General features: G+C 38.7%; 20 protein-coding genes. 13 read left to right on the top strand and 7 right to left on the bottom strand.

Annotation, left to right across the window (positions count from 1 at the left end):
- Positions 1–30 precede the first annotated feature (30 nt).
- The 4 genes from ACSLUH_RS02480 to pyrD all read left to right on the top strand — a co-directional run bounded on the left by ACSLUH_RS02480 (position 31) and on the right by pyrD (position 9,571).
- On the top strand, positions 31–1,041 hold the full coding sequence (locus ACSLUH_RS02480) for a WD40/YVTN/BNR-like repeat-containing protein (protein WP_448564248.1): 1,011 nt from the start codon (positions 31–33) through the stop codon (positions 1,039–1,041).
- Positions 1,042–3,372, top strand: a complete 2,331-nt coding sequence (locus ACSLUH_RS02475) for an efflux RND transporter permease subunit (protein WP_448564246.1) — start codon at positions 1,042–1,044, stop codon at positions 3,370–3,372. It begins immediately after the preceding gene.
- Between the two features lie 265 nt (positions 3,373–3,637).
- Positions 3,638–8,479 carry an NAD-glutamate dehydrogenase gene (locus tag ACSLUH_RS02470; RefSeq protein WP_448564244.1) on the top strand — a complete coding sequence of 1,614 codons (4,842 nt, stop codon included), beginning with the start codon at positions 3,638–3,640 and terminating at the stop codon, positions 8,477–8,479.
- Between the two features lie 81 nt (positions 8,480–8,560).
- The gene (pyrD, locus tag ACSLUH_RS02465; protein ID WP_448564242.1) at positions 8,561–9,571 is read left to right on the top strand and encodes a quinone-dependent dihydroorotate dehydrogenase; all 1,011 of its coding nucleotides are present in this window, start codon (positions 8,561–8,563) and stop codon (positions 9,569–9,571) included.
- Between the two features lie 68 nt (positions 9,572–9,639).
- On the opposite strand, the gene ACSLUH_RS02460 is transcribed toward pyrD, so the two are convergent.
- A complete protein-coding gene (locus ACSLUH_RS02460; RefSeq protein ID WP_448564668.1) occupies positions 9,640–10,056 on the bottom strand; it encodes a VOC family protein in 417 nt (138 codons plus the stop codon).
- Between the two features lie 512 nt (positions 10,057–10,568).
- On the opposite strand from ACSLUH_RS02460, the gene soxR reads away from it, so the two are divergent.
- The 5 genes from soxR to ACSLUH_RS02435 all read left to right on the top strand — a co-directional run bounded on the left by soxR (position 10,569) and on the right by ACSLUH_RS02435 (position 13,324).
- Positions 10,569–11,024: a redox-sensitive transcriptional activator SoxR gene (gene soxR, locus ACSLUH_RS02455; RefSeq protein WP_448564240.1), complete on the top strand. Its 456-nt coding sequence runs from the start codon at positions 10,569–10,571 to the stop codon at positions 11,022–11,024.
- A gap of 556 nt (positions 11,025–11,580) precedes the next feature.
- Positions 11,581–11,952: a putative zinc-binding protein gene (locus tag ACSLUH_RS02450; protein ID WP_448564238.1), complete on the top strand. Its 372-nt coding sequence runs from the start codon at positions 11,581–11,583 to the stop codon at positions 11,950–11,952.
- 86 nt (positions 11,953–12,038) lie between these two features.
- Positions 12,039–12,392: a hypothetical protein gene (locus ACSLUH_RS02445; RefSeq protein ID WP_448564236.1), complete on the top strand. Its 354-nt coding sequence runs from the start codon at positions 12,039–12,041 to the stop codon at positions 12,390–12,392.
- Positions 12,393–12,405: 13 nt separating this feature from the next.
- Entirely contained in the window at positions 12,406–13,017 is a 612-nt protein-coding gene (locus ACSLUH_RS02440) for a GNAT family N-acetyltransferase (protein WP_448564234.1), read from the top strand.
- Positions 13,018–13,042: 25 nt separating this feature from the next.
- Positions 13,043–13,324, top strand: coding sequence for a DUF3465 domain-containing protein (locus tag ACSLUH_RS02435; RefSeq protein ID WP_448564232.1), 282 nt, complete (start codon positions 13,043–13,045; stop codon positions 13,322–13,324).
- A gap of 33 nt (positions 13,325–13,357) precedes the next feature.
- Here the strand turns inward: ACSLUH_RS02435 and fur are convergent, their stop codons facing one another.
- The gene (gene fur / locus ACSLUH_RS02430) at positions 13,358–13,801 is read right to left on the bottom strand and encodes a ferric iron uptake transcriptional regulator (protein WP_448564230.1); all 444 of its coding nucleotides are present in this window, start codon (positions 13,799–13,801) and stop codon (positions 13,358–13,360) included.
- A 125-nt stretch (positions 13,802–13,926) separates the two neighbouring features.
- Between fur and ACSLUH_RS02425 the strand changes: the two genes are divergently transcribed.
- Together ACSLUH_RS02425 and ACSLUH_RS02420 are read left to right on the top strand one after the other, a co-directional pair.
- Complete coding sequence (locus ACSLUH_RS02425) at positions 13,927–14,409, top strand: DUF4442 domain-containing protein (RefSeq protein ID WP_448564228.1); 483 nt, start codon at positions 13,927–13,929, stop codon at positions 14,407–14,409.
- Positions 14,410–14,799: 390 nt separating this feature from the next.
- A complete protein-coding gene (locus ACSLUH_RS02420) occupies positions 14,800–15,390 on the top strand; it encodes a class I SAM-dependent methyltransferase (protein ID WP_448564226.1) in 591 nt (196 codons plus the stop codon).
- A gap of 106 nt (positions 15,391–15,496) precedes the next feature.
- On the opposite strand, the gene ACSLUH_RS02415 is transcribed toward ACSLUH_RS02420, so the two are convergent.
- The 5 genes from ACSLUH_RS02415 to ACSLUH_RS02395 form a co-directional block, all read right to left on the bottom strand.
- Complete coding sequence (locus tag ACSLUH_RS02415; RefSeq protein WP_448564224.1) at positions 15,497–15,823, bottom strand: hypothetical protein; 327 nt, start codon at positions 15,821–15,823, stop codon at positions 15,497–15,499.
- Between the two features lie 162 nt (positions 15,824–15,985).
- Entirely contained in the window at positions 15,986–16,513 is a 528-nt protein-coding gene (gene fldA / locus ACSLUH_RS02410; protein ID WP_448564221.1) for a flavodoxin FldA, read from the bottom strand.
- A gap of 25 nt (positions 16,514–16,538) precedes the next feature.
- Positions 16,539–16,820 (bottom strand): LexA regulated protein, encoded by a 282-nt coding sequence (ybfE, locus tag ACSLUH_RS02405; RefSeq protein ID WP_448564219.1) that lies wholly within the window; start codon positions 16,818–16,820, stop codon positions 16,539–16,541.
- A 6-nt stretch (positions 16,821–16,826) separates the two neighbouring features.
- Complete coding sequence (locus ACSLUH_RS02400; protein WP_448564217.1) at positions 16,827–17,048, bottom strand: DUF2788 domain-containing protein; 222 nt, start codon at positions 17,046–17,048, stop codon at positions 16,827–16,829.
- Positions 17,049–17,197: 149 nt separating this feature from the next.
- Positions 17,198–17,962 carry an alpha/beta fold hydrolase gene (locus ACSLUH_RS02395; protein WP_448564215.1) on the bottom strand — a complete coding sequence of 255 codons (765 nt, stop codon included), beginning with the start codon at positions 17,960–17,962 and terminating at the stop codon, positions 17,198–17,200.
- Between the two features lie 198 nt (positions 17,963–18,160).
- Between ACSLUH_RS02395 and seqA the strand changes: the two genes are divergently transcribed.
- Positions 18,161–18,706 (top strand): replication initiation negative regulator SeqA, encoded by a 546-nt coding sequence (gene seqA / locus ACSLUH_RS02390; RefSeq protein WP_448564213.1) that lies wholly within the window; start codon positions 18,161–18,163, stop codon positions 18,704–18,706.
- A 26-nt stretch (positions 18,707–18,732) separates the two neighbouring features.
- On the top strand, positions 18,733–20,376 hold the full coding sequence (gene pgm / locus ACSLUH_RS02385) for a phosphoglucomutase (alpha-D-glucose-1,6-bisphosphate-dependent) (RefSeq protein WP_448564666.1): 1,644 nt from the start codon (positions 18,733–18,735) through the stop codon (positions 20,374–20,376).
- Positions 20,377–20,425 lie beyond the last annotated feature (49 nt).

Here is a 20,425-nt window from a genome sequence, read left to right as displayed (position 1 = left end):
TATTTTGTATTTTATTGGGTCTAAAGGTTAATGATAAGAATCCTCTCACTCATATTTGCCGTTATTTTCGCATCACTCTCAGTTTGTGAAATAAACAATCATCCAGCGATTATGTCTAAATTGGCTCAAAAATCGCTAATGCTGGATATTGAAAATGTTGGTGACCAATTTTTGATCGCTGTTGGTGAAAGGGGGCATATTTTGCGCTCTGACAATGGAAAGGATTGGCAGCAAATGACATCCCCCACTCAAACGGCACTAACGTCAGTTAACTTTGTTTCATATAGTGAAGGATGGGCTGTTGGTCATGATGCCACTATTTTATACACTAATGACAGTGGTTTTACTTGGCAGGTACAATACATTAACCCCAAACTCGAGACGCCTTTTTTAAACGTTATGTTTAAAGACAATCAAAATGGTGTTGCTGTTGGTTCATATGGCATGTTTATCCGCACTCAGGACGGTGGGAAAAGCTGGAACAGGGAATATCATACGTCTTTGCTGTCTCAGGAAGATAAGGATTATCTAGAAGAACTTAAGCGTGATGATGAGGCGGCATATCTAGATGAAAGAGCAAGAATACTCCCTCATTTTAATAAAGTTTATCAAGATGGGCGAACTACTTATTTAGCTGGTGAACTTGGTTTGCTGGCTAAGAGTAATGACTTTGGCCGTACCTGGCAAAAATTTGATGCATTTTATCATGGGTCTTTATATGACATTCAACGCTCACCAAAAGGAAACTTGCTAGCTGTTGGTTTGAGAGGAAACGTTTTTCGAAGTACCAATAATGGTGATGAATGGCAGCAAATAGAAGTTTCTACTACTGCGCTATTAAATGATGTCGTTGTTTATGATGAACAAACGACGCTAATACTCGGTAATAATGGCGTTTTGTTAAAGAGTGATGATGATGGTAATCGTTTTGTTATTGACGAACAAGCTGATGGTAAGGCATTGATTGCTGGAACATTTTTTAAAAACCAATTAGTTGTAGCCTCGGAAGTCGGCATAAAAATAATACAGGTTAGGCCATAAATGACCCCAATAGAAAAAATTATTAATCACGTTGAAGTTGCCGTTTTTAGGCATCGTATTTTTGTTGTTGGCTTGTTTGTTTTACTTTCAATATTCCTTGGATATCAAGCTACTCAAATAAAGCTTGATGCTGCTTTTACCAAAAATATTCCGCTTAATCACGAGTATATGCAAACATACTTAAAGCATAGAGCGAATTTTGGTGGTGCCAACAATGTCCTCATTTCTGTTTGTCATAAGGAAGGTGATATTTTTAATGAGGAATTTTTTACTGCACTCAAAGGGGTACATGATCAACTGTTTTTCATTCCAGGTGTTGATCGTACGAAAGTAAGTTCGTTATTTTCACCGAGTACAAGGTTTATTGAAGTCGTTGAAGATGGATTTGCTGGTGGTCCCGTAGTACCAGCGGATTTTGTTGCTGATGAAGCCGGACTTTCTATCGTAAAAGAAAACATTGAAAAGGCGGGGATCGTTGGACGTATTGTTGCCGATAATTACAGTTGTGCGATGGTAAAAGCGGTACTAATGGAAAATGATCCGGAGACTGGTGAAAAACTCGATAGCATTGCACTAGCCGGTAAACTAGAAAATGACATTCGTAAAGTTTACGAAAAAGGCAACATAACGGTACATATTATCGGTTTTAGCAAAATGGTTGGCGATATTGCCAATGGTGCAAAAGGCGTTGTAACTTTCTTTGCTGTAGCGATACTAATCACCAGTGTTATGGTGTTCTTGTTTTCACGATCTATTGCGTTAACGTTATTACCAATAGGTTGTTCACTTGTTGCTGTTGTTTGGCAAATGGGCTTACTTTCTTCTATGGGGTTTGGACTTGATCCCATGTCAATTCTTGTGCCTTTTCTTGTCTTTGCGATAGGTGTGAGTCATGGTGTTCAAATGATTAATGCTATCGGCAAAAAGGTTAATCAGGGACACACAACCAAAGAAGCTGCAGAATTTGGCTTTAGAAATCTTGTTGTACCCGGCGGTATAGCGTTACTTTCTGATACAGTTGGCTTTATCACCCTGTTATCGATTGATATAGGCATTATTAAAGAATTAGCGATCACTGCCTCGTTAGGCGTTGGTGTTATTATATTCACTAATTTGGTGTTGTTACCGGTATTAATTTCATTCGTCAATATTCCGGTGAAAGCGGTTAAAAAAGAGGTAAGGCCAGGGTATCAACAACCACAAGAGCCTATGTTATGGCAGTTTATGCAATCTTTTAGTAGTCGAGGCGTTGCCAGTGTTGTCTTGGTGGTCGCATCATTGTTGTTCGCCGTGGGTTACTACCAGTCTCAGCATTTAAAAATTGGTGAGTTGCATGAAGGCGCTCCATCACTTCATGAACATTCTCGATATAATCAAGATACCTTTTTGATAACGGATCGTTATGCAATTAGTGTTGATTATATGTCTGTCATTGTCGAAACCATGCCTAATGCGTGTACTAACCCTGATGTTCTCAACACAATGGATAGTTTTCAATGGCAAATGGAGAATGTTGATGGGGTGCAATCTGCGGTAAGTTTGCCTTCAGTGCTGAAAGTGATTAACTCAGGGTATTACGAAGGTAACTTAAAGTGGCGCATAATTTCGCCAAACCAATATGCTCTAGCACAAGCATTATCTAATGTTCCTAGTTCAACCGGCTTGTTAAATAATGAATGTAGTGTAATGCCGATTATCTTGTTTTTAAAAGACCATAAGGCAGAAACTATTGAGCGAGTAGTCGACAAAGCAAAACAAGTGATAAACGAGCTCAACAACGATTTGGTAAGCTTTAAGTTAGCATCAGGGCCTATTGGGGTGATGGCAGCGACCAACGAAGCGGTAGAGGAGGCACAAACGCCGATGATGCTTTATGTCTATGCTGCGGTCATTATTCTATGTTGGTTGAGCTTTAAGAGTGTAAAAGCCGTGGTGTCTGTTGTTATTCCACTCTTTATCGTATCAACGTTAGCACAATGGTTAATGACTGCACTGGATATAGGTTTAACGGTTTCTACGCTACCTGTCATCGCCTTAGGGGTTGGTATTGGGGTTGATTATGGTATTTATATTCTTTCAACGATGAGTCATAAGCTCAGTATTGGCGAAAGCGTACAGAATGCTTATTTATCAGCACTTAAAGAAAGAGGTATAGCGGTACTTATCACAGGGGTTACTTTGGCCATTGGAGTTTCTACTTGGTTCTTCTCCGACCTGAAATTCCAAGTAGACATGGGAATTTTGTTAACCTTTATGTTTTTAGTCAACATGCTAGCAGCGGTTACTATATTACCGGCAATAGCAGCGTTTTTATGGAAAAATCATAAATAATCTAATAATTTTAAAAAAAAACAACTTATTTTTGATTGCATAAATAAACAAGAAAATGACCTAAGGGTCATTTTCTATTTAATACAAGTGAATAAACACATAAAATTTCTCAATTTCTAGCGCTAACGTTAGTAACCTCGGTAAAAAAAACGCTCGCAATAGCCTAAATTTATTAATAAAATCGCGTCTATAGTCTATCCTTTTAGACAAATATAAAAAGTTATAACAAATTATTTCAAGCGTTTTATCCAAAAAGGAAAACGGCATGGCGTTAGTAGACGGTTTACCCTCTGTGATACTTTCCAATGTAGCACAATTAATTGATCAAAAAGTTCCGGCAAAAACAGCTCCGCTGGTTAAGCAATTTGCAGATCTTTTATACAAGAACATCTCAACTTTAGATTTAGCTCATCGTAATGAAAGCGATATGTATGGCGCAACGTTAAGCTTGTGGAAATCGCTTAATCAACACCGCTCAGATTCACCGGTTATTAAAGTTTTTAACCCGATGGTGAGCAAGCATGGTTGGAAATCAAGCCATACGATTATTGAGATCATCATTAGTGATATGCCATTTTTAGTTGATTCAATTCGTATAGCGTTAAGTCGATTAAACCTTTCACCGCATTTGATGCTCAATAGTCCAATTAAGTTGGTCAGAGATAAAGAGCAAAACATTTCAAAGCTATCTGCTGCTGCAGATAAGAAAATTAAAGCAACTTCAACAGAGACGGTTTTCTTTATTGAGATAGATCGTCAAAGCGAGCAAGAAGCACTCGATAACATTACCGCAGAGTTACAATCAGTATTAAGCGATATTTCCATTACCGTTAATGATTGGGAAGCGATGAAAAAGCGCTTAAGCGAAGTTATTGATGAAACAAGCAACGCCAAGCTTCCTTGTGGTGATGCTGAGAAAAAAGACGGTTTAGAGTTTTTGCAATGGATGTTAAACGATAATTTTACCTTATTAGGTTATCGTTCCTACGATGTTAAGGCCTTAGAGGGCGATACTGCTCTAGCGGCAAATGTTTCGTCGAGTTTAGGCTTGATGAAGCAATCATCTGGTACCTCTGAGCGAATGTTATCAACGCTAAGTGAATCGGCTCGTGAAATAGCCCTGGGTAAAAACTTACTCATTTTAACTAAAACCAACTCTCGCTCTCGTGTCCATCGTCCAGCGCATCTTGATTATATTGGTGTTAAGCGATTTGACAGTAAAGGTAAGGTTATTGGAGAAGAGCGCTTTGTCGGCTTGTTCGGCTCAGCTTATTACACTAACAGTGCTTTAGATTTGCCACTGATTAAATCGAAGGTTAGCGCCGTATGTGAGTCTTCAGGCTTTGGACAAGGAACCCATGCCTATAAAACCTTGATTAATATTTTAGAAACCTATCCTCGCGATGAGATCTTGCAGACTAACGTTAAAGAGCTATTACAAAATGTTTTAGGTATTTATCAAATGCAGGAGCGCGACTATTCTGGTTTGTTTATTCGTCGTGATGCGTTTGATCGATTCTATTCATGTATGGTTTATGTACCCAGGGAGCGTTATAACACTCAATTGCGGGTAAAAACCCAAGCATTGCTGAAAGAAGCGTTCGGTAGTGATGAATATGTCGAATTTACCACATATTTTTCTGAATCAGCACAAGCGAGAACACACTACATCGTTCGCGTAAAAACAACAAAAGCAGATATTAACGTGAAAGAAATTGAAAAAAATATAAATGAAGCGGCGCGTAGTTGGGATGACAAGTTATCAGCAGCGCTTAATTCAAATAAAGGGGAAGAGCTCGGTAAAGCGTTAAGTCGCAAATATTCAGGTTTTCCGCAAGCCTATAAAGATGAGGTGTTGCCAGGTACCGCGATTGTTGACATCGAAAAACTTGAAGCACTTTCACCTGAAAATAACTTAGAAATGTTGTTTTATCAACCGCAAGAGGAAGCGGACGGCAGTCGTTTTGTTAAATTAAAGCTTTTCCATTCTGGCGAACCGTTGCATTTATCAGATGTATTGCCAATGTTAGAAAATTTTGGTTTACGCGTGATTGGTGAAAGTCCTTTTGCAATTCGCACGTCAGAAGGTGAGATGTGTTGGATACTTGATTTCTCGATGTTGCTAACGGGGAATGAAACTTTCAGTTTAGAAAAAGTACAGAACTTATTCCAAGAAGCATTTGCTAAAGTTTGGGCAGGTGAATTAGAAGATGATGGTTTTAATCGCCTAATCTTGGGTGCTGAGTTGGGTGGTCGCCAAGTTTCTATTATTCGTGCATTTGCAAAATATGAGCGTCAAATTGGTGGTACTTTCAGTCAAAGCTATATTGAAGATACGTTTGCTAATTACCCTAACATTGCTCAGTTGTTAGTGAAGTTGTTTTACGCCCGTTTTGATCCAAATCGTAAGCTGAATAACAAATTGGTACAAAAATTACGTGCCGATATAGAAGCGTCATTAGATAAAGTCGCTAACCTTGATGATGACCGAATTATACGCCGTTTTGCCGAAATGATTATGGCGACAATTCGTACCAATTACTTCCAACCCTATAGTGATGGCAGTGATAAACCATATATTTCATTCAAAATCACGCCGCGTAAAATCTCAGACATGCCGCAGCCGGTTCCTGCCTATGAGATTTTTGTTTACTCGCCGCAAGTTGAAGGTGTGCATTTACGCGGTGGTAAGGTTGCTCGTGGTGGCTTACGCTGGTCTGACAGAAGAGAAGATTTCCGAACAGAAGTGCTTGGATTAGTAAAAGCACAGCAAGTTAAGAACACTGTGATTGTTCCAGTGGGAGCTAAAGGTGGCTTTGTTTGTAAACAATTACCCAAAGGCTCACGTGAAGAAATATTTGAAGCAGGTAAAGCGTGCTATAGAACGTTTATACGTGGCTTATTAGATATCACGGATAACATCGTTGCTGGTGACATAGTGCCGCCAGCAAATGTCGTTCGTCATGATGAAGATGACCCATATTTAGTGGTAGCGGCCGATAAAGGAACGGCAACATTCTCTGATATTGCTAATGGCATTTCTGAAGAATATGGTTTCTGGATGGGAGATGCGTTTGCCTCTGGTGGTAGTGTTGGTTATGACCATAAAGGTATGGGCATAACAGCAAAAGGCGCTTGGGAGTCAGTTAAGCGTCACTTCCGTGAAATGGATATAGATTGTCAGACTACAGACTTTACCTGTATCGGTATCGGCGATATGGCTGGCGATGTATTTGGTAATGGTATGTTGTTATCTAAACATATTCGTTTGCTTGCCGCCTTTAACCACATGCACATCTTTATCGATCCTAATCCTGATGCTGCAACCACATATAAAGAGCGTGAACGTTTATTTAACTTACCAGGCTGTACTTGGGAAGATTATGATACCTCATTAATTTCACAAGGCGGTGGTATCTTTAATCGTTCTGTAAAATCGATCACCTTAACACCAGAAATTAAGAAAATGATCGGCACGCAAAAACAAAGCATGTCGCCAAATGAATTGATTCAATCACTATTAAAGACCAAAGTAGATCTACTTTGGAATGGTGGTATTGGAACTTATGTCAAAGGTAGCAGCGAAACTCACTTGGAGGTGGGTGACCGTGCTAACGACTCATTGCGTATTAACGGCAAAGAATTGGAAGCCAAAATCGTCGGTGAAGGTGGTAATCTAGGGTTAACTCAGTTAGGTCGCATCGAATACGCTGCTAAAGGTGGTCGTATAAATGCTGACTCAGTTGATAACGTCGGCGGTGTAGACTGCTCAGATAACGAAGTTAATATCAAAATATTACTAAATGTTTTGGTTCAAAATGGTGATTTAACGGTTAAACAACGTAATAAAATCTTATATGACATGACCGATGAAGTAGCTGATATTGTTATAAAAGATTGTTACCGCCAAACACACTCTATTTCGATTACAGCCTTGCGTGGCGTCAGTCAATTGAAAGAGCAAACTCGTTTTATTCATGAAATGGAACGTTCTGGTAAACTGGATCGCGCATTAGAGTTTATTCCTAATGACGAAGAAATAGCAGATCGTTTAGCGCAGAACAAAGGGCTAACCCGTCCAGAGATCTCAACACTGCTTGCTTATTCGAAAATGGTGCTAAAAGAAGATTTAGTTTGTCCAGAAATTACGGATAATCCATATCATAATCAATTATTGATTGAAGCGTTTCCTGTGCCACTGCAAGAAAAGTACAGTGAGCAAATGCAAAGCCATCCTCTGCGTGCAGAAATCATTGCAACCAAATTGGCCAACAAAATTGGTAACGATATGGGCTTTAACTTTGTTAACCGAATGCGAGAAGAGACGGGTGCATCAGTTCATGAAATTGCTAATTGTTATTCAATGGCGAGCGCTGTATTTGAAATGTCAGAAATGTGGCAAAAAATCAGTTCACTAGATAATAAGATTTCAACGCTTGTGCAAACGGAAATGTTATTCCAGTATCGCCGCACTGTGCGCCGCGCAACTCGTTGGTTCTTGCGTCACCGTAATAAAGCGTTTGGTATCGCAGAATCTATTGAGTTTTATAGCAGTACTTTTAAAGATATGACGAAAAACCTATCTAAGTACATGATTGAAAGCGAAGTTGAACAAATTAGTCGTGTAGAGAACGATTTGATTAATGCTGGAGCACCTAAAGCAATAGCTAAGCGTATTTCACAATTAAGTAGTTTATTCTCAGTGATGGATATTGCTGAGTTATCTCATCATGATGGTCGCCCAGTTGACGTTGTGGCGAAAGTCTACTTTAACCTTGGTGCTCGTTTAGATTTGCATTGGTTCTTAGATCAAATCACTAAACAACCAGTTGCCAATCATTGGCAAGCGCTTGCTAGGGCGTCGTTTAGAGAAGAGTTAGATTGGCAACAACGTTCAATTACTGCCGTCATTTTACGATGTCAGCCTAAAAACAAGAATATCGAAGAAATGCTTGATAACTGGTTTACTGACAATGAGCAGCCACTTGAGCGCTGGCGTCATGTGCTTGATGATTTTAGAATTGGGCAAACGCATGAGTTTGCTAAATTCTCTGTAGCGTTGAGAGAGCTAATGTTGTTAAGTTTAAACTGTGATCCAAGCAAATAAATGATAGAATCCCCACCTCAGTGTGGGGATTTTTTTATCTCTCGTTTTATCAATATGAATTTATTAACTTTTTGAGGTTGTATGCTTTACTCTGCCATTCGTAAAATTTTGTTCCAACTTGATCCTGAAGTGAGTCATGATTTAACTATAAAGAGCCTCAAAAATACTGGTGCTACCTTACTCAATTTTCCTTATAAACAGCAGGTAGAAGATAAACCTGTTGAAGTCATGGGTATTCACTTTCCTAATCCTTGTGGTTTAGCGGCCGGTTTGGATAAAAATGGTGAATGTATTCGTGCGTTTGAAGCGATGGGCTTTGGTTTTATTGAAGTGGGTACAGTGACACCGAGACCACAACCAGGTAATGACAAACCGCGTATTTTCAGGCTAGAAGAAGCGAATGCAATTATCAACCGCATGGGATTTAATAATAAAGGTGTTGATTATTTGGTCGAGCAAGTAAGAAAAGCCAAATATAGTGGTGTGTTAGGAATAAATATTGGAAAGAATAAAGACACGCCAGATGAAAATGCGAAAGACGATTATATTTACTGTATGCGCAAGGTGTACAACTTTGCTAGTTATATCACCGTCAATATTTCTTCACCTAACACACCTGGTTTACGTTTACTACAATATGGTGATGCATTAAATGAGCTGCTTTCAGCGCTAAAAGAAGAACAAAGTAAATTAGCACAGCAGTTTGATAAGTACGTACCTATCGCGGTAAAAATTGCACCAGATTTATCGGAAGCTGAAGTAAATTCTATCGCTGAGTGTCTGGTGAGTAATAACATTGATGGTGTGATTGCAACCAATACTACATTGGCACGTGATGGTGTAGAAAATCTAGAGCATGGCCATGAACAGGGAGGGTTAAGTGGCCAGCCAGTTAAAGAAAAAAGCACCGAAGTCATTCGTTTGCTTGCTAAAGCGCTTAATAATCAGTTACCTATTATTGGTGTCGGTGGCATTGCAAGCGGTCAAGATGCAAAAGAAAAGATTGCGGCAGGAGCTTCATTGGTGCAAGTCTATACTGGATTTATCTATCAAGGTCCTGAACTTGTTAAAGATGTGGTAAAAGCATTATAAACCTATCTTAGGGTGGGAAAATAAATAAAAAAAGCCACACCTATTGGGAGTGGCTTTTTGGTTTTAGCTTAGTAATTATTTCTCTCGTTTGGGTTATCAGAGAAATACTGAATAAATTCAATTTCATAACCATCAGGGTCAATATAGTAAACATTTTGTCGATGAGCCAAGGCTTCGCCTTCTTTTGCTAATTGAAAGCCTGCTGCTGCTAAGCGTTCAACAAGTGCCTTTAGGTTATTAGTGATATAACCAAAATGACACAACCCTAGTTGATTCGAGTCCAAGTTTCGATTTTCGCCATAACCATTATCATTAAAACTAATGTATTGATAGTCATCACCAAAGTGTAACCATTGCCTTTGAGTACCAAACCAGTTTTGTTCCCCTTTACCTCGTACTTTCCAGTGAGGAAAAGCCGCTTGGTAGAACGCTAAAGTATTTTTTAAATCTTTTACAACGATATTGATGTGCTCTAAATGCATTATAAGTTCCCTTAAGTTTTAGTCGTTATTTATTTGCAATCGTTTGATTGATTAAACGTTTTAGCTTTTTTAAAAACCTGGTTTGCGTGATCTCTTCAGTGTAGCTACTTTCTGTTGTCATTATTTTTGTTGACATAATCTTCTCCTTATTTGCTAAGATAGTGCCACTCTAAAACCTCAACTTAAGTTGAGGTAAAGTGTTTTTTGCAATTATTTAGATTTTTTTAAGGCATTAGAGCGAGTTGATCTTTGATGTGCATTTTTGCAGCAGTTCATTTGAAATTTGTACAAGACAGAGCCTATGTCATGTGGTTATTCCCCATCAATAGGCGATAACGAAGGAGAAATTTCAAATGGGCACTGTCCTTCGGATTCGTTTAAACGTGATTTACGCTTTGTTGTAGCTCATTTGTATAGAATAACTATACGGTATTCGTTACGCCTCGATTAAATCACGTTTAATTCGAACAAAATTTGTACCGCAAAGTTCAACACGCTCTAATTAAGGAAACGTTATGTTAGAAGAAGCCAATTTGACCGTCGGCGTTGTTGCTAAGCGCTGTGGCGTGAAGGTATCGACGCTGCATTTCTATGAAAATAAAGGACTGATAAGAAGTTGGCGTAATCAGGGGAATCAACGGCGCTATAAACGAGAGGTGCTTAGGAGGATCGCCATAATTCAAGCGGCACAAAAGATGGGCATCACCTTAAAAGAAATAGCGGTAGCGTTTGACCAATTGCCAGATAAACGTGCGCCAGATAAGGATGACTGGTCACAGTTATCCCGAAGTTGGCAAGTAGAGCTAGATAAAAAGATTAATGCGATGACGCGATTACGAGATTACCTTAATGGTTGTATTGGCTGTGGTTGTCTATCGATGCAGCGTTGTCCAATTTACAACCCTGATGATTGTTTAGGTGAAGAGCACAGTGGGGCTGTTATTCTAGAGCAAGATAACGTACCAGATTAAAAGTCTGAAAAGCGCTCGTTTGTTTATCGTGATAAATGATTATGTTTTTAGTTAGACAAAGGATACTTTACTCTGGTTTGAGTTATTTATGTTTTGGCGATAGCGCTTTTCTCATCATTTCTCGTTATAACGCTGAATGACGAAGCTTTTGAGTATTTCTTAAACGATAAGATTGTCTTCATTGTAAGTTCTTTTTTCATCACGCTTGACCATTTGCAGATGATAAATGTTGATAAACCGGTTCGCTCGATCATTGTAAAAGGAAACTGCTGTTTCTTAGTATTGTGCCAAAAATGAACTAAGTCTATTAATTTGTCATAGGAATAGAGCGGTTTTCGTTATATATGGCAGGTTCACTTAAGATAGTTTATCTGACAATTCTTATCACAGCGATGAGTTAGTGATTGCGCTTGAGCTAATCCCCATCAGTTATCAAGGAGTGATTTTTGTTTTCCTCATTAAGTTTTGAAAAATTTCCCGAAGCTTGATTTAAATCAATGCTGATTTACCGGCAATGGTTAAAATCTTGTCATCATCTTATAAGGAGCTTACTAGTGTGACGTCTTCTAAACCAGTTGTTTACGCCTGTACTGGCTGTTCGAATGTGGCTCGAATAGCACACGATATTGCCGAAAATCTTGATAGAGATGGGCTTGCTCAAATGTCATGTGTTGCCGGCGTAGTTGCCAATATTGAGCCACTTAATGCTTTACCATTGAAAGGCAGTGATGTGATAGTGATTGACGGATGTGATTCGCTGTGTACCTATCGTTGTTTAACAGAGCATGGTATAACCGTTGATCATCATTATACAGTTACCTCATTCAACATTGAAAAACGTGATATGTGGCAAGATTCATTATTGGATAACAGTGTCGCTTTAAACGGTATTTATTCCGCTCTGGCAAAAAGTGGCATTGGATTTTAATTGTTAAAATTGATTTCTATAGCATGGCGATTGAATAACGATAAAGGTATGATATTTAGACGCTATATCCACACTCAAATGTAATTATGTTGATTAACCGAATAACGTTATTGGCCAACGTTTGTTTTCCTTTTCGCCGCCTTCTTGTCTTAACTTGTTTATTTAGCCTTGCCACTATCGTCTATTTGTTGCTTTTTGCTGATATTGCTACTCAAGAGCAATTTTTACATTCGGCATTACTATGGTTTATTTGGTTATTTTTAGCGGCGTTGATCGTTTATGGATTTTCTGGTCAAGCGTTAACTGCACCACAAAAAGGTTGGTGGAAGCAGTTTAAGTATAAACTTGGCCTGTTTTTCCGTTTTTTGCTGATGTTGATATTCATATTGTTGTCATTAGCAACCTGTTATTTTACCTTTAAAGTATTAACTATTTATTAGCTCAAGGAATGATATGGAAGATTTGGCAAGTTTTAACGAAGTATTAATAGGACAAGTTATTAGGCTGGAGCCTCTCACTGCTGAGCATCGAGACGCTTTAGTTGAAGCTGAGCAGGATGGTAAGCTGTCTAGTCTTTGGTTTACTAACGTACCGAACCAAAAAACAATAGATAAATATCTAGATGTTGCTTTTACCGAAAAACAGTTGGGAAAAGGTATTCCTTTTGTCGTCATTGAAATCAGTTCCGGTAAAATCATTGGTAGCACGCGGATATGTAATGTTGATGTTGCCAATCGACGTGCTGAAATCGGCTATACCTGGTACGGGAAAAGCTTCCAGCGAACTGGTGTTAATACTGATTGCAAACTCTTGATGTTAACCTTGGCATTTGAACGTTTAAATGCTATTGCAGTCGAGTTTAGGACACACTGGCATAACCATGCTTCAAGACATGCTATTGCTCGTTTAGGTGCAAAACAAGACGGTGTCTTAAGAAATCATCGTATTCAACCTGACGGCTCTTATCGTGATACGGTTGTTTTTTCGATATTAGCGCATGAATGGCCGGTGGTAAAAGCGTCATTAACCTATAAACAAACAACTTATATGTCTTATACCAATTGATGATTACTCAGTATGGTTATCTTTAATGAAAGCATTTGGCATCGTCTGTAAAATTTTCCCTGATGACTTAACTGGAACTCGACATCAAAAGTTTGCCGTTAAATTAAAGAATCAAAAAACGGTTCTAATTGTTCATAATATTGATATTGGCCAGCGTATTCCTCATTTACACATTGGCGATAGAATAGAGTTTTTAGGGCAATATCAATGGAACAGTAGTGGTGGTATGGTGCACTGGACACATCGAGACCCGCATAAGCAACATCAAGATGGGTGGATTAAACACAAAGGAAAGCTTTATCAGTAGCTACCCTAAGATAGCTACTTAAATTTTACAGCCTTATTGATGTGATTGACGATAAGCTTCACAGGCTTCTTCGTCTTCACACTCACCGTATAAATATAAGCTATGATTGGTCAACTTGATTTGGTGTGATTTGGCAATATCTTCTTGGCGTTTTTCAATAACGTCATCTTCAAATTCAACTACTTTACCGCACTTTAAACACACTAAATGATCATGGTGCTTCTTATGGCTTAACTCGAATACTGATTTTCCACCTTCAAAGTGATGGCGAGTTACAATCCCAGCGTCATCAAATTGGTTTAATACCCGATAGACAGTCGCCAAGCCAATCTCTTCATTTTGGTCGAGAAGAATTTTATAAACATCTTCAGCGCTGATATGTTGGTTTTCAGGTTGTTGCAATATCGCCAATATTTTAATGCGCGGAAGGGTAATTTTAAGGCCCGCTCTTTTTAGTTCTTCGTTTTGATCTGGCATTAAGTTAAGCCTCAAGTGTATTGCAAAAGCATAAATTATAGGGGGTTAGCAAATGAGTTTAAAGGAATAATTTAGACATTAACGGAATTTATCATTTTTCTCGGTTAATTTAAGTGGTACGATGAGTGCCTATTTTATCGGAGGTGACAGTGTTTAAAAATGCATGGTTAATGAAATGGTTATTGAATATTTGGCCGCCTTTTCTATTTACCGGTATTCGTGTAGTTTACATTTCTAAAGATTTTCGTGAAGCGAAAGTCGAATTAAGAATGCGTCCGTGGAACAAGAATGCGGTTGGCGCCCATTTTGGCGGTTCTTTATACGCGATGACCGATCCATTTTACATGTTGTTAATTTTACAGCAATTAGGAAATCGTTATTTTGTCTGGGATAAAAAAGCTGATATTGATTACATTAAACCAGGCAAAGGGGTTGTGAGTGCTGAGTTTCATATCAGTGAAGCGTTGATCAACGATATCATTCACCACACTGCTGATGGTGATAAGTATTTACCCGAGTACCCTGTTTATGTTCATGACAGTAAAGGTGAATTAGTTGCGAAGCTAAATCGACAACTATATATTCGTAAGAAGCCTAAACATCGATAGGTAAGGAATGAGCTGATAATTGCCAATTATCGTTTAACTAGAGTGTGTTGATCTTTCACGTTTGATTTTTGTTCGAATTAAATGTGTTTTGACCACGGCGCAAGGAGTGTAGCATAGTTATTCTATGTAAAATCCTTGTATGGCTTCCGCGTCCTGCTATCGCTAAGTATCTACGTCCACTAAGCAACAAAGGGCAAAGCACATTTAAACGAATCCATAGGACAGCGTTTATACGCCATTTCTACTGTGTTATCGTTAATTCGAATAGAATAACTGTGAAACATTGACTCTGTCTTGTATAAATGGTGTCTAAATCGCTGCAAAAGTAAACAGCAAAGATCAACACGCTCTAAATAATTTAACGTACTTTAAATATAAATGGAGAGATAAATGAGTAGTAGCTGGGATGATTATGCCGATGGTTGGGATAGTAACCCTTCTGTTATTGAATACAGTGAAAAAGCGTTTGCTTCGCTGTCTAATCGGATTTGTTTGCAAGGGCTTAAGGTACTCGACTTTGGGTGTGGTACAGGCTTACTAACCGAAAAAGTTGCAGCTCATGCCGCTTCAGTCTTTGCCATTGATTCATCAATAAAAATGATTGATGTCTTAAAAGAAAAGCAATTGGATAACGTCAACGCTCAAGCAGGGTTGTTAACACCGCATTATTTACAGCAATACCCTGAATTTATCCAAGGTTTTGATCTCATTGTTGCGTCTTCTGTTTTATTTTTTGTCCCCAACCTGCAAGACACACTACTTTTACTTAAACAGTGCTTAAAACCAGGTGGTTACTTGGTTCAATGGGATTGGCTTCAAACAAAGCCAAACAGTGAATTTGGCTTTAGCAATAAAATGATTGAGCAAGCATACGCCACAGCGAGACTCGATCAAGTAGCCATTGAACACTGTTTTGATATTGTTGATGAGAATCAACCAATGCCGGTTATCATCGGTATTGCGAAAAACAAACTTAATTGAACTTTAATGAAAACACCATAATCCTGTATGGGGTTTAAGGGAAAGCTCTATACTAAGTTAGTATAGAAGGTGGAGTCTTAGTAATAACTCAACAGACACATTACGGTTAATATTTACTTGTTTTAATGAGCTTATAAAGTGCATCAATGCGTTTATCCAAGCGAGATATTTGACAAAAAGCAAAACAAGCAGCGACGACACTTAGCAAAGATAACAGAACAATGGTTAATGGATGATTTAGGGATGGAAAGATAGTTGATAAGTATATGACTAGAGCGGTAACGACAATAATACCAATACATACCAAGACTGCGTTAGGTTTTAATTGTCGTATTTGTAGCTCAAGTTTCGCTATTCTTGCATGATCGGCTTGTTGTCGATATTGCTCAAACAAATCAATGTTTCCCTGTGAAGGTTTTTCAACTCCACTCATATTAACTATCTCAGTTGTACTGTTAATTTAATGTTAACTCTTGGTTTGGAATATATCAAGTAACATATTTAGGTTGTTAATTGACTTTTTTTAGGCATGAATTGCAATAAAAAAGCCGCATCATTGTGCGGCTTTTGGGAAAGTGGTTCTATTGAGCGTAGTTTAATCTGCTAACTCAGCTAAACACATCTCATCGTAAACTTGAGCTACCCACTTATCAACACGCTCTTCGGTTAATTCTGGCTGGCGATCTTCATCGATACATAGGCCAATAAATGTATTGTCATCAATAAGCGCCTTTGACGCTTCAAACTCATAACCTTCAGTAGGCCAGTTCCCTACTAAAATAGCGCCTTTAGATTCAACGATATCTCTTAAAGGAGCCATCGCATCGCAAAAATATTCTGCGTAGTCCTCTTGATCGCCCAAGCCGAAAATCGCAACAAGTTTATCGGTAAAATCAATTTCTTCTAGTTCAGGTAAAAAGTCATCCCAATCACACTGGTTTTCACCATAATACCATGTTGGAATACCCAAGATGATCAAATCAAACTCAGCGATTTCCTCTTTCGTACTTTTAGCGATATCTTTCACTTCGACGAGTTTCTTACCAAGCTTTTTCTGGATCATTTTACTGACTGCTTCAGTATTGCCGGTATCGCTTCCGAAAAATAAGCCTACTATTGCCATTGAAATGTTACCTTTGTTTCTAAAATTAATTCTCTTGTTTAGCCAGTGCTTCAGTGATAAGCGATTCAATTAATTCGCTGCGGTTTACCCCTTTGTCACTTGCTAACTTCTCTAATTGTTCAATAACGCTTTGATGAATTTTAAATTCTACGCGTTTTAACCCATTATTTTTGTCACGTCTAACTTGGTTTCTTTTGTTTATTTTAACTTGAACGCTGCGCGAGTAAGGGTTGGTTTTTGGCCTCCCTGGGCGCTTATCTTCGCTAAATAAATCAATTGTTGTTAGATCGGCTTGTTGTTTGGCCATGTTTACTTAACCTACGCCTTGGCTTTCCCATACAAACTGAATAATACCTTTAGCGATGAAGCCTGCGCAGCCGAGAAATAAAACTAAATAGACAACGTAGCGTCCCATTTTAGGAACGTCATTTTTTTTCATCACATCATTTATTGATAAGCCTATGAAAATAAATATAAAAGCGAAAAATAGATTTAGACCTACGGCTTCTATTGTCTCGAAATATTCTGCCAGCATAACTCACCCTAAAAAAATCAGGCGGCACTATATCACAAGCAGCCTACAAGCACATCTACTTTTCACTATTATCATTGCATATGCAATATGGTAATACGATATCTTAATGTTTTTTGATCAAACTCAAATTTTTTCAGTCATTAATGAGGTTATTGATCAATAAAATCACTGACAATTTTATTAAAAGCGCTAGTCTTTTCTGCATGCAGCCAGTGTCCTGCACCTTGAATTATTTTGGCTTTACTGTTTGGAAACAGCTTGACAATGTTTTCGCGATGCTCAGGTAAAATGTAATTTGAATTACCGCCTTTGATAAAGAGCGTTGGTTTATCAAATTGCTCGTTTCCTTGATAGCTTGCCATAATTTGCGAATAACATTGGGTGATAAAGCCTAAGTTACATTTAAATTGCCAATGACCTTCGTTATTGACTAAATTCCTCAATAAAAACTGTCTAACACCAGGTTCTTCAACATAATGGCTTAACTGGCTATCAGCGTCTTTACGATTGTTAACTTTTGTCAAGTCAATCGCGGCTAAACCGGACAAAATTTGCTGATGGTGTGGTGGGTAAGCAACAGGAGCAATATCGGCAACGATTAACTTATTCACGCGCATGGGATAAGTCAAAGCAGTCTCCATGGCAATCTTCCCCCCCATTGAGTGACCTAAGATAACACAATCGTCAATAGAGAGGTGATCCAGCAATGTTATTATATCCTGAGCAAGCTCTTGGTAAGTCATTGAATTTTTGTGAAAAGAGTTGCCATGATTTCTAACATCAATACTGGTTACTCGACAGCTGTTTTTCAGGTCTTTTGCAACCATATTAAGGTTTTCTAAACTACCTAATAAGCCATGTATTAATACTAAATCTGGCCCTTGACCTTGTTGTTGATAATTAACGATAGACATTGGATGACACAATTTTATGTTTTGCAATATTGTCGACTTTTTTTGATGAATATGCAAAACTGAGACAATCCTACCCAATTATTTTTCAATTATGATGCTTTAATGTTCAGTTGTGAAAATCAGCGCTAGAGAGTTTTTGTTAAGGTTTGTATAATCACCAATAATTTAAACCTTAAGTTTCGAACGATTAGGTAATCAATGAAAAATATAGAAGTCGATGAACAGCTTTATCAGTATATTGTTGCTAATACGCAAGAGATAGGGGAGAGTGCTTCATCCATTCTTCGTCGTTTACTGGCGATAAATGGACACCAAGTTACGCAGCTTAGTGATAGTGCTGCCACTTCAAAGGTAGCTGAGAAAGCACTAGCTACAAGTGATAAGAAAGAGATAGCCAACACGGTAAAAACGTCGGTTTTTAATGTTATTAATAAAGAAGAGTTGGCAATGCAACGTGGTGCAGTTGGCCGTTTTTTAATTATTTTATCAGCATTACATCGAGTACATAGCCAAGACTTTCATCGAGTTTGCGAAATACGTGGACGTGATCGTCTGTATTTTGCCAAAGATGAACGTGCGCTAGAGCAAAGCGGCAGTAGCACGAAACCACGACAAATACCTGATAGTGATTTTTGGGTGATCACCAATTCAAATACCACTCGAAAAAAAATGATGTTAACTGAAGTTGCAAAAGAGCTTGGCTACACTAACGAAGATGTCGAAGCAATTCGAGATTTATTGTAAAAATATAACGCATAAAAGGAACCATGATGGCTGTTCATTCTCACGCAGGTAAGGCGGTTAGGGCACAGGATAGAGTTAATATTGCCAAGTTGGTGAGCGAATATTACACCTTACGCCCCGATATCGAAAATATTGAACAACGCGTGACGTTTGGTACCTCTGGTCATCGCGGCAACGCTAGTCTTTGCAGTTTTAATGAAATGCATATCTTGGCAATATGCCAAGCAGTTGCAGAATATCGTCGTTCTCAAGGATTTGAAGGACCATTATATTTAGGTAAGGATACTCATGCCTTATCAGAACCCGCTTTTGCAAGTGCGCTGTCTGTGCTTGTTGCCAATGATATTCCTGTTGTTATCCAAGATGATTTAGGCTTTACGCCTACGCCGGTAATATCAAGATTGATAATTGTTCATAATCGTAATGCAACAACACAAGCAGATGGTTTGATCATAACGCCTTCACACAACCCGCCTTCAGATGGTGGAATTAAGTATAATCCACCGCATGGCGGGCCGGCTGAAGGAGAGGTCACTAAAATAATTGAAGCGAGAGCGAATGAGATTATTGCATCAAACCTTCAAGATGTGCGTCAGGTAAGGTTCTCTGATGCCATGGATTCAGACTTAGTCACCAAGCAAAACTTTATTGAGTTTTACACTCAGCAATTGGAACAAGTACTTAACCTACAAGCAATTTCTGAAGCAGGAATTAAAATAGGTGTTGATCCACTTGGAGGCTCCGGCATTAATTATTGGCCACAAATCGCTAAGCGCTACCAATTAGATTTAACCATGGTTAATGACACCGTAGATGCAAGCTTTTCATTTATGCCGTTGGACAAAGATGGCAAGATTCGTATGGACTGCTCTTCGCCTTATGCCATGTCTGGTTTGATCGCAATGAAAGATGACTTTGATGTAGCGGTTGGCAATGACCCTGACTTTGATCGCCATGGTATCGTGACTAAGTCGGGTGGTTTGATGAATCCTAATCATTTTCTTGCCGTCGCTATTCACTATTTGATGACCCACCGTCATTGGTCGACTGATTGCAAGATAGGTAAAACCTTAGTCTCGAGTAGTTTAATTGATCGTGTTGCTCGCTTGATTGAACGCCCCTTATCGGAAGTTCCTGTTGGCTTTAAATGGTTTGTAGAAGGACTCGCATCAGGTGAATATGCATTTGGTGGTGAGGAGAGTGCTGGCGCATCGTTTCTAGCAAAAGATGGAACCTGTTGGACAACGGATAAAGATGGCTTCATTATGGCATTGTTAGCGGCAGAGATCTTAGCGGTAACCGGTAAAGATCCATATCAGTACTATCTAACGTTAGCTGAACAGTTAGGTAAGCCCTGCTACGGCAGGGTTGAAGCTCCTGCGAATTTAAAGCAAAAACAAGTGCTTACATCACTCACGCCCGACATGGTTGCTACAGAAACGTTAGCGGGGGAACCCATATTACAAGTGCTTTCTCATGCACCAGGTAACGATGCCGCCATTGGTGGCTTAAAAGTGGTTAGCGAAAACGGTTGGTTTGCAGCTAGACCTTCTGGAACAGAGGATATCTATAAAATTTATGCCGAGAGCTTTAATGATGAAGATCACTTAGCAGCGATTATTGCCGAAGCACAACAAATTATCAGTAAAGTATTTGAGCAAGCAAATTAACAAGAAATCATAAGTAACGTATTGATTATAGAGGTGATGGCACTGGAAA

Source organism: Thalassotalea ganghwensis (assembly GCF_053485795.1).
Note: the sequence above shows the minus strand (reverse complement) of the source record. Positions and strands in the feature narration are given on the sequence as shown.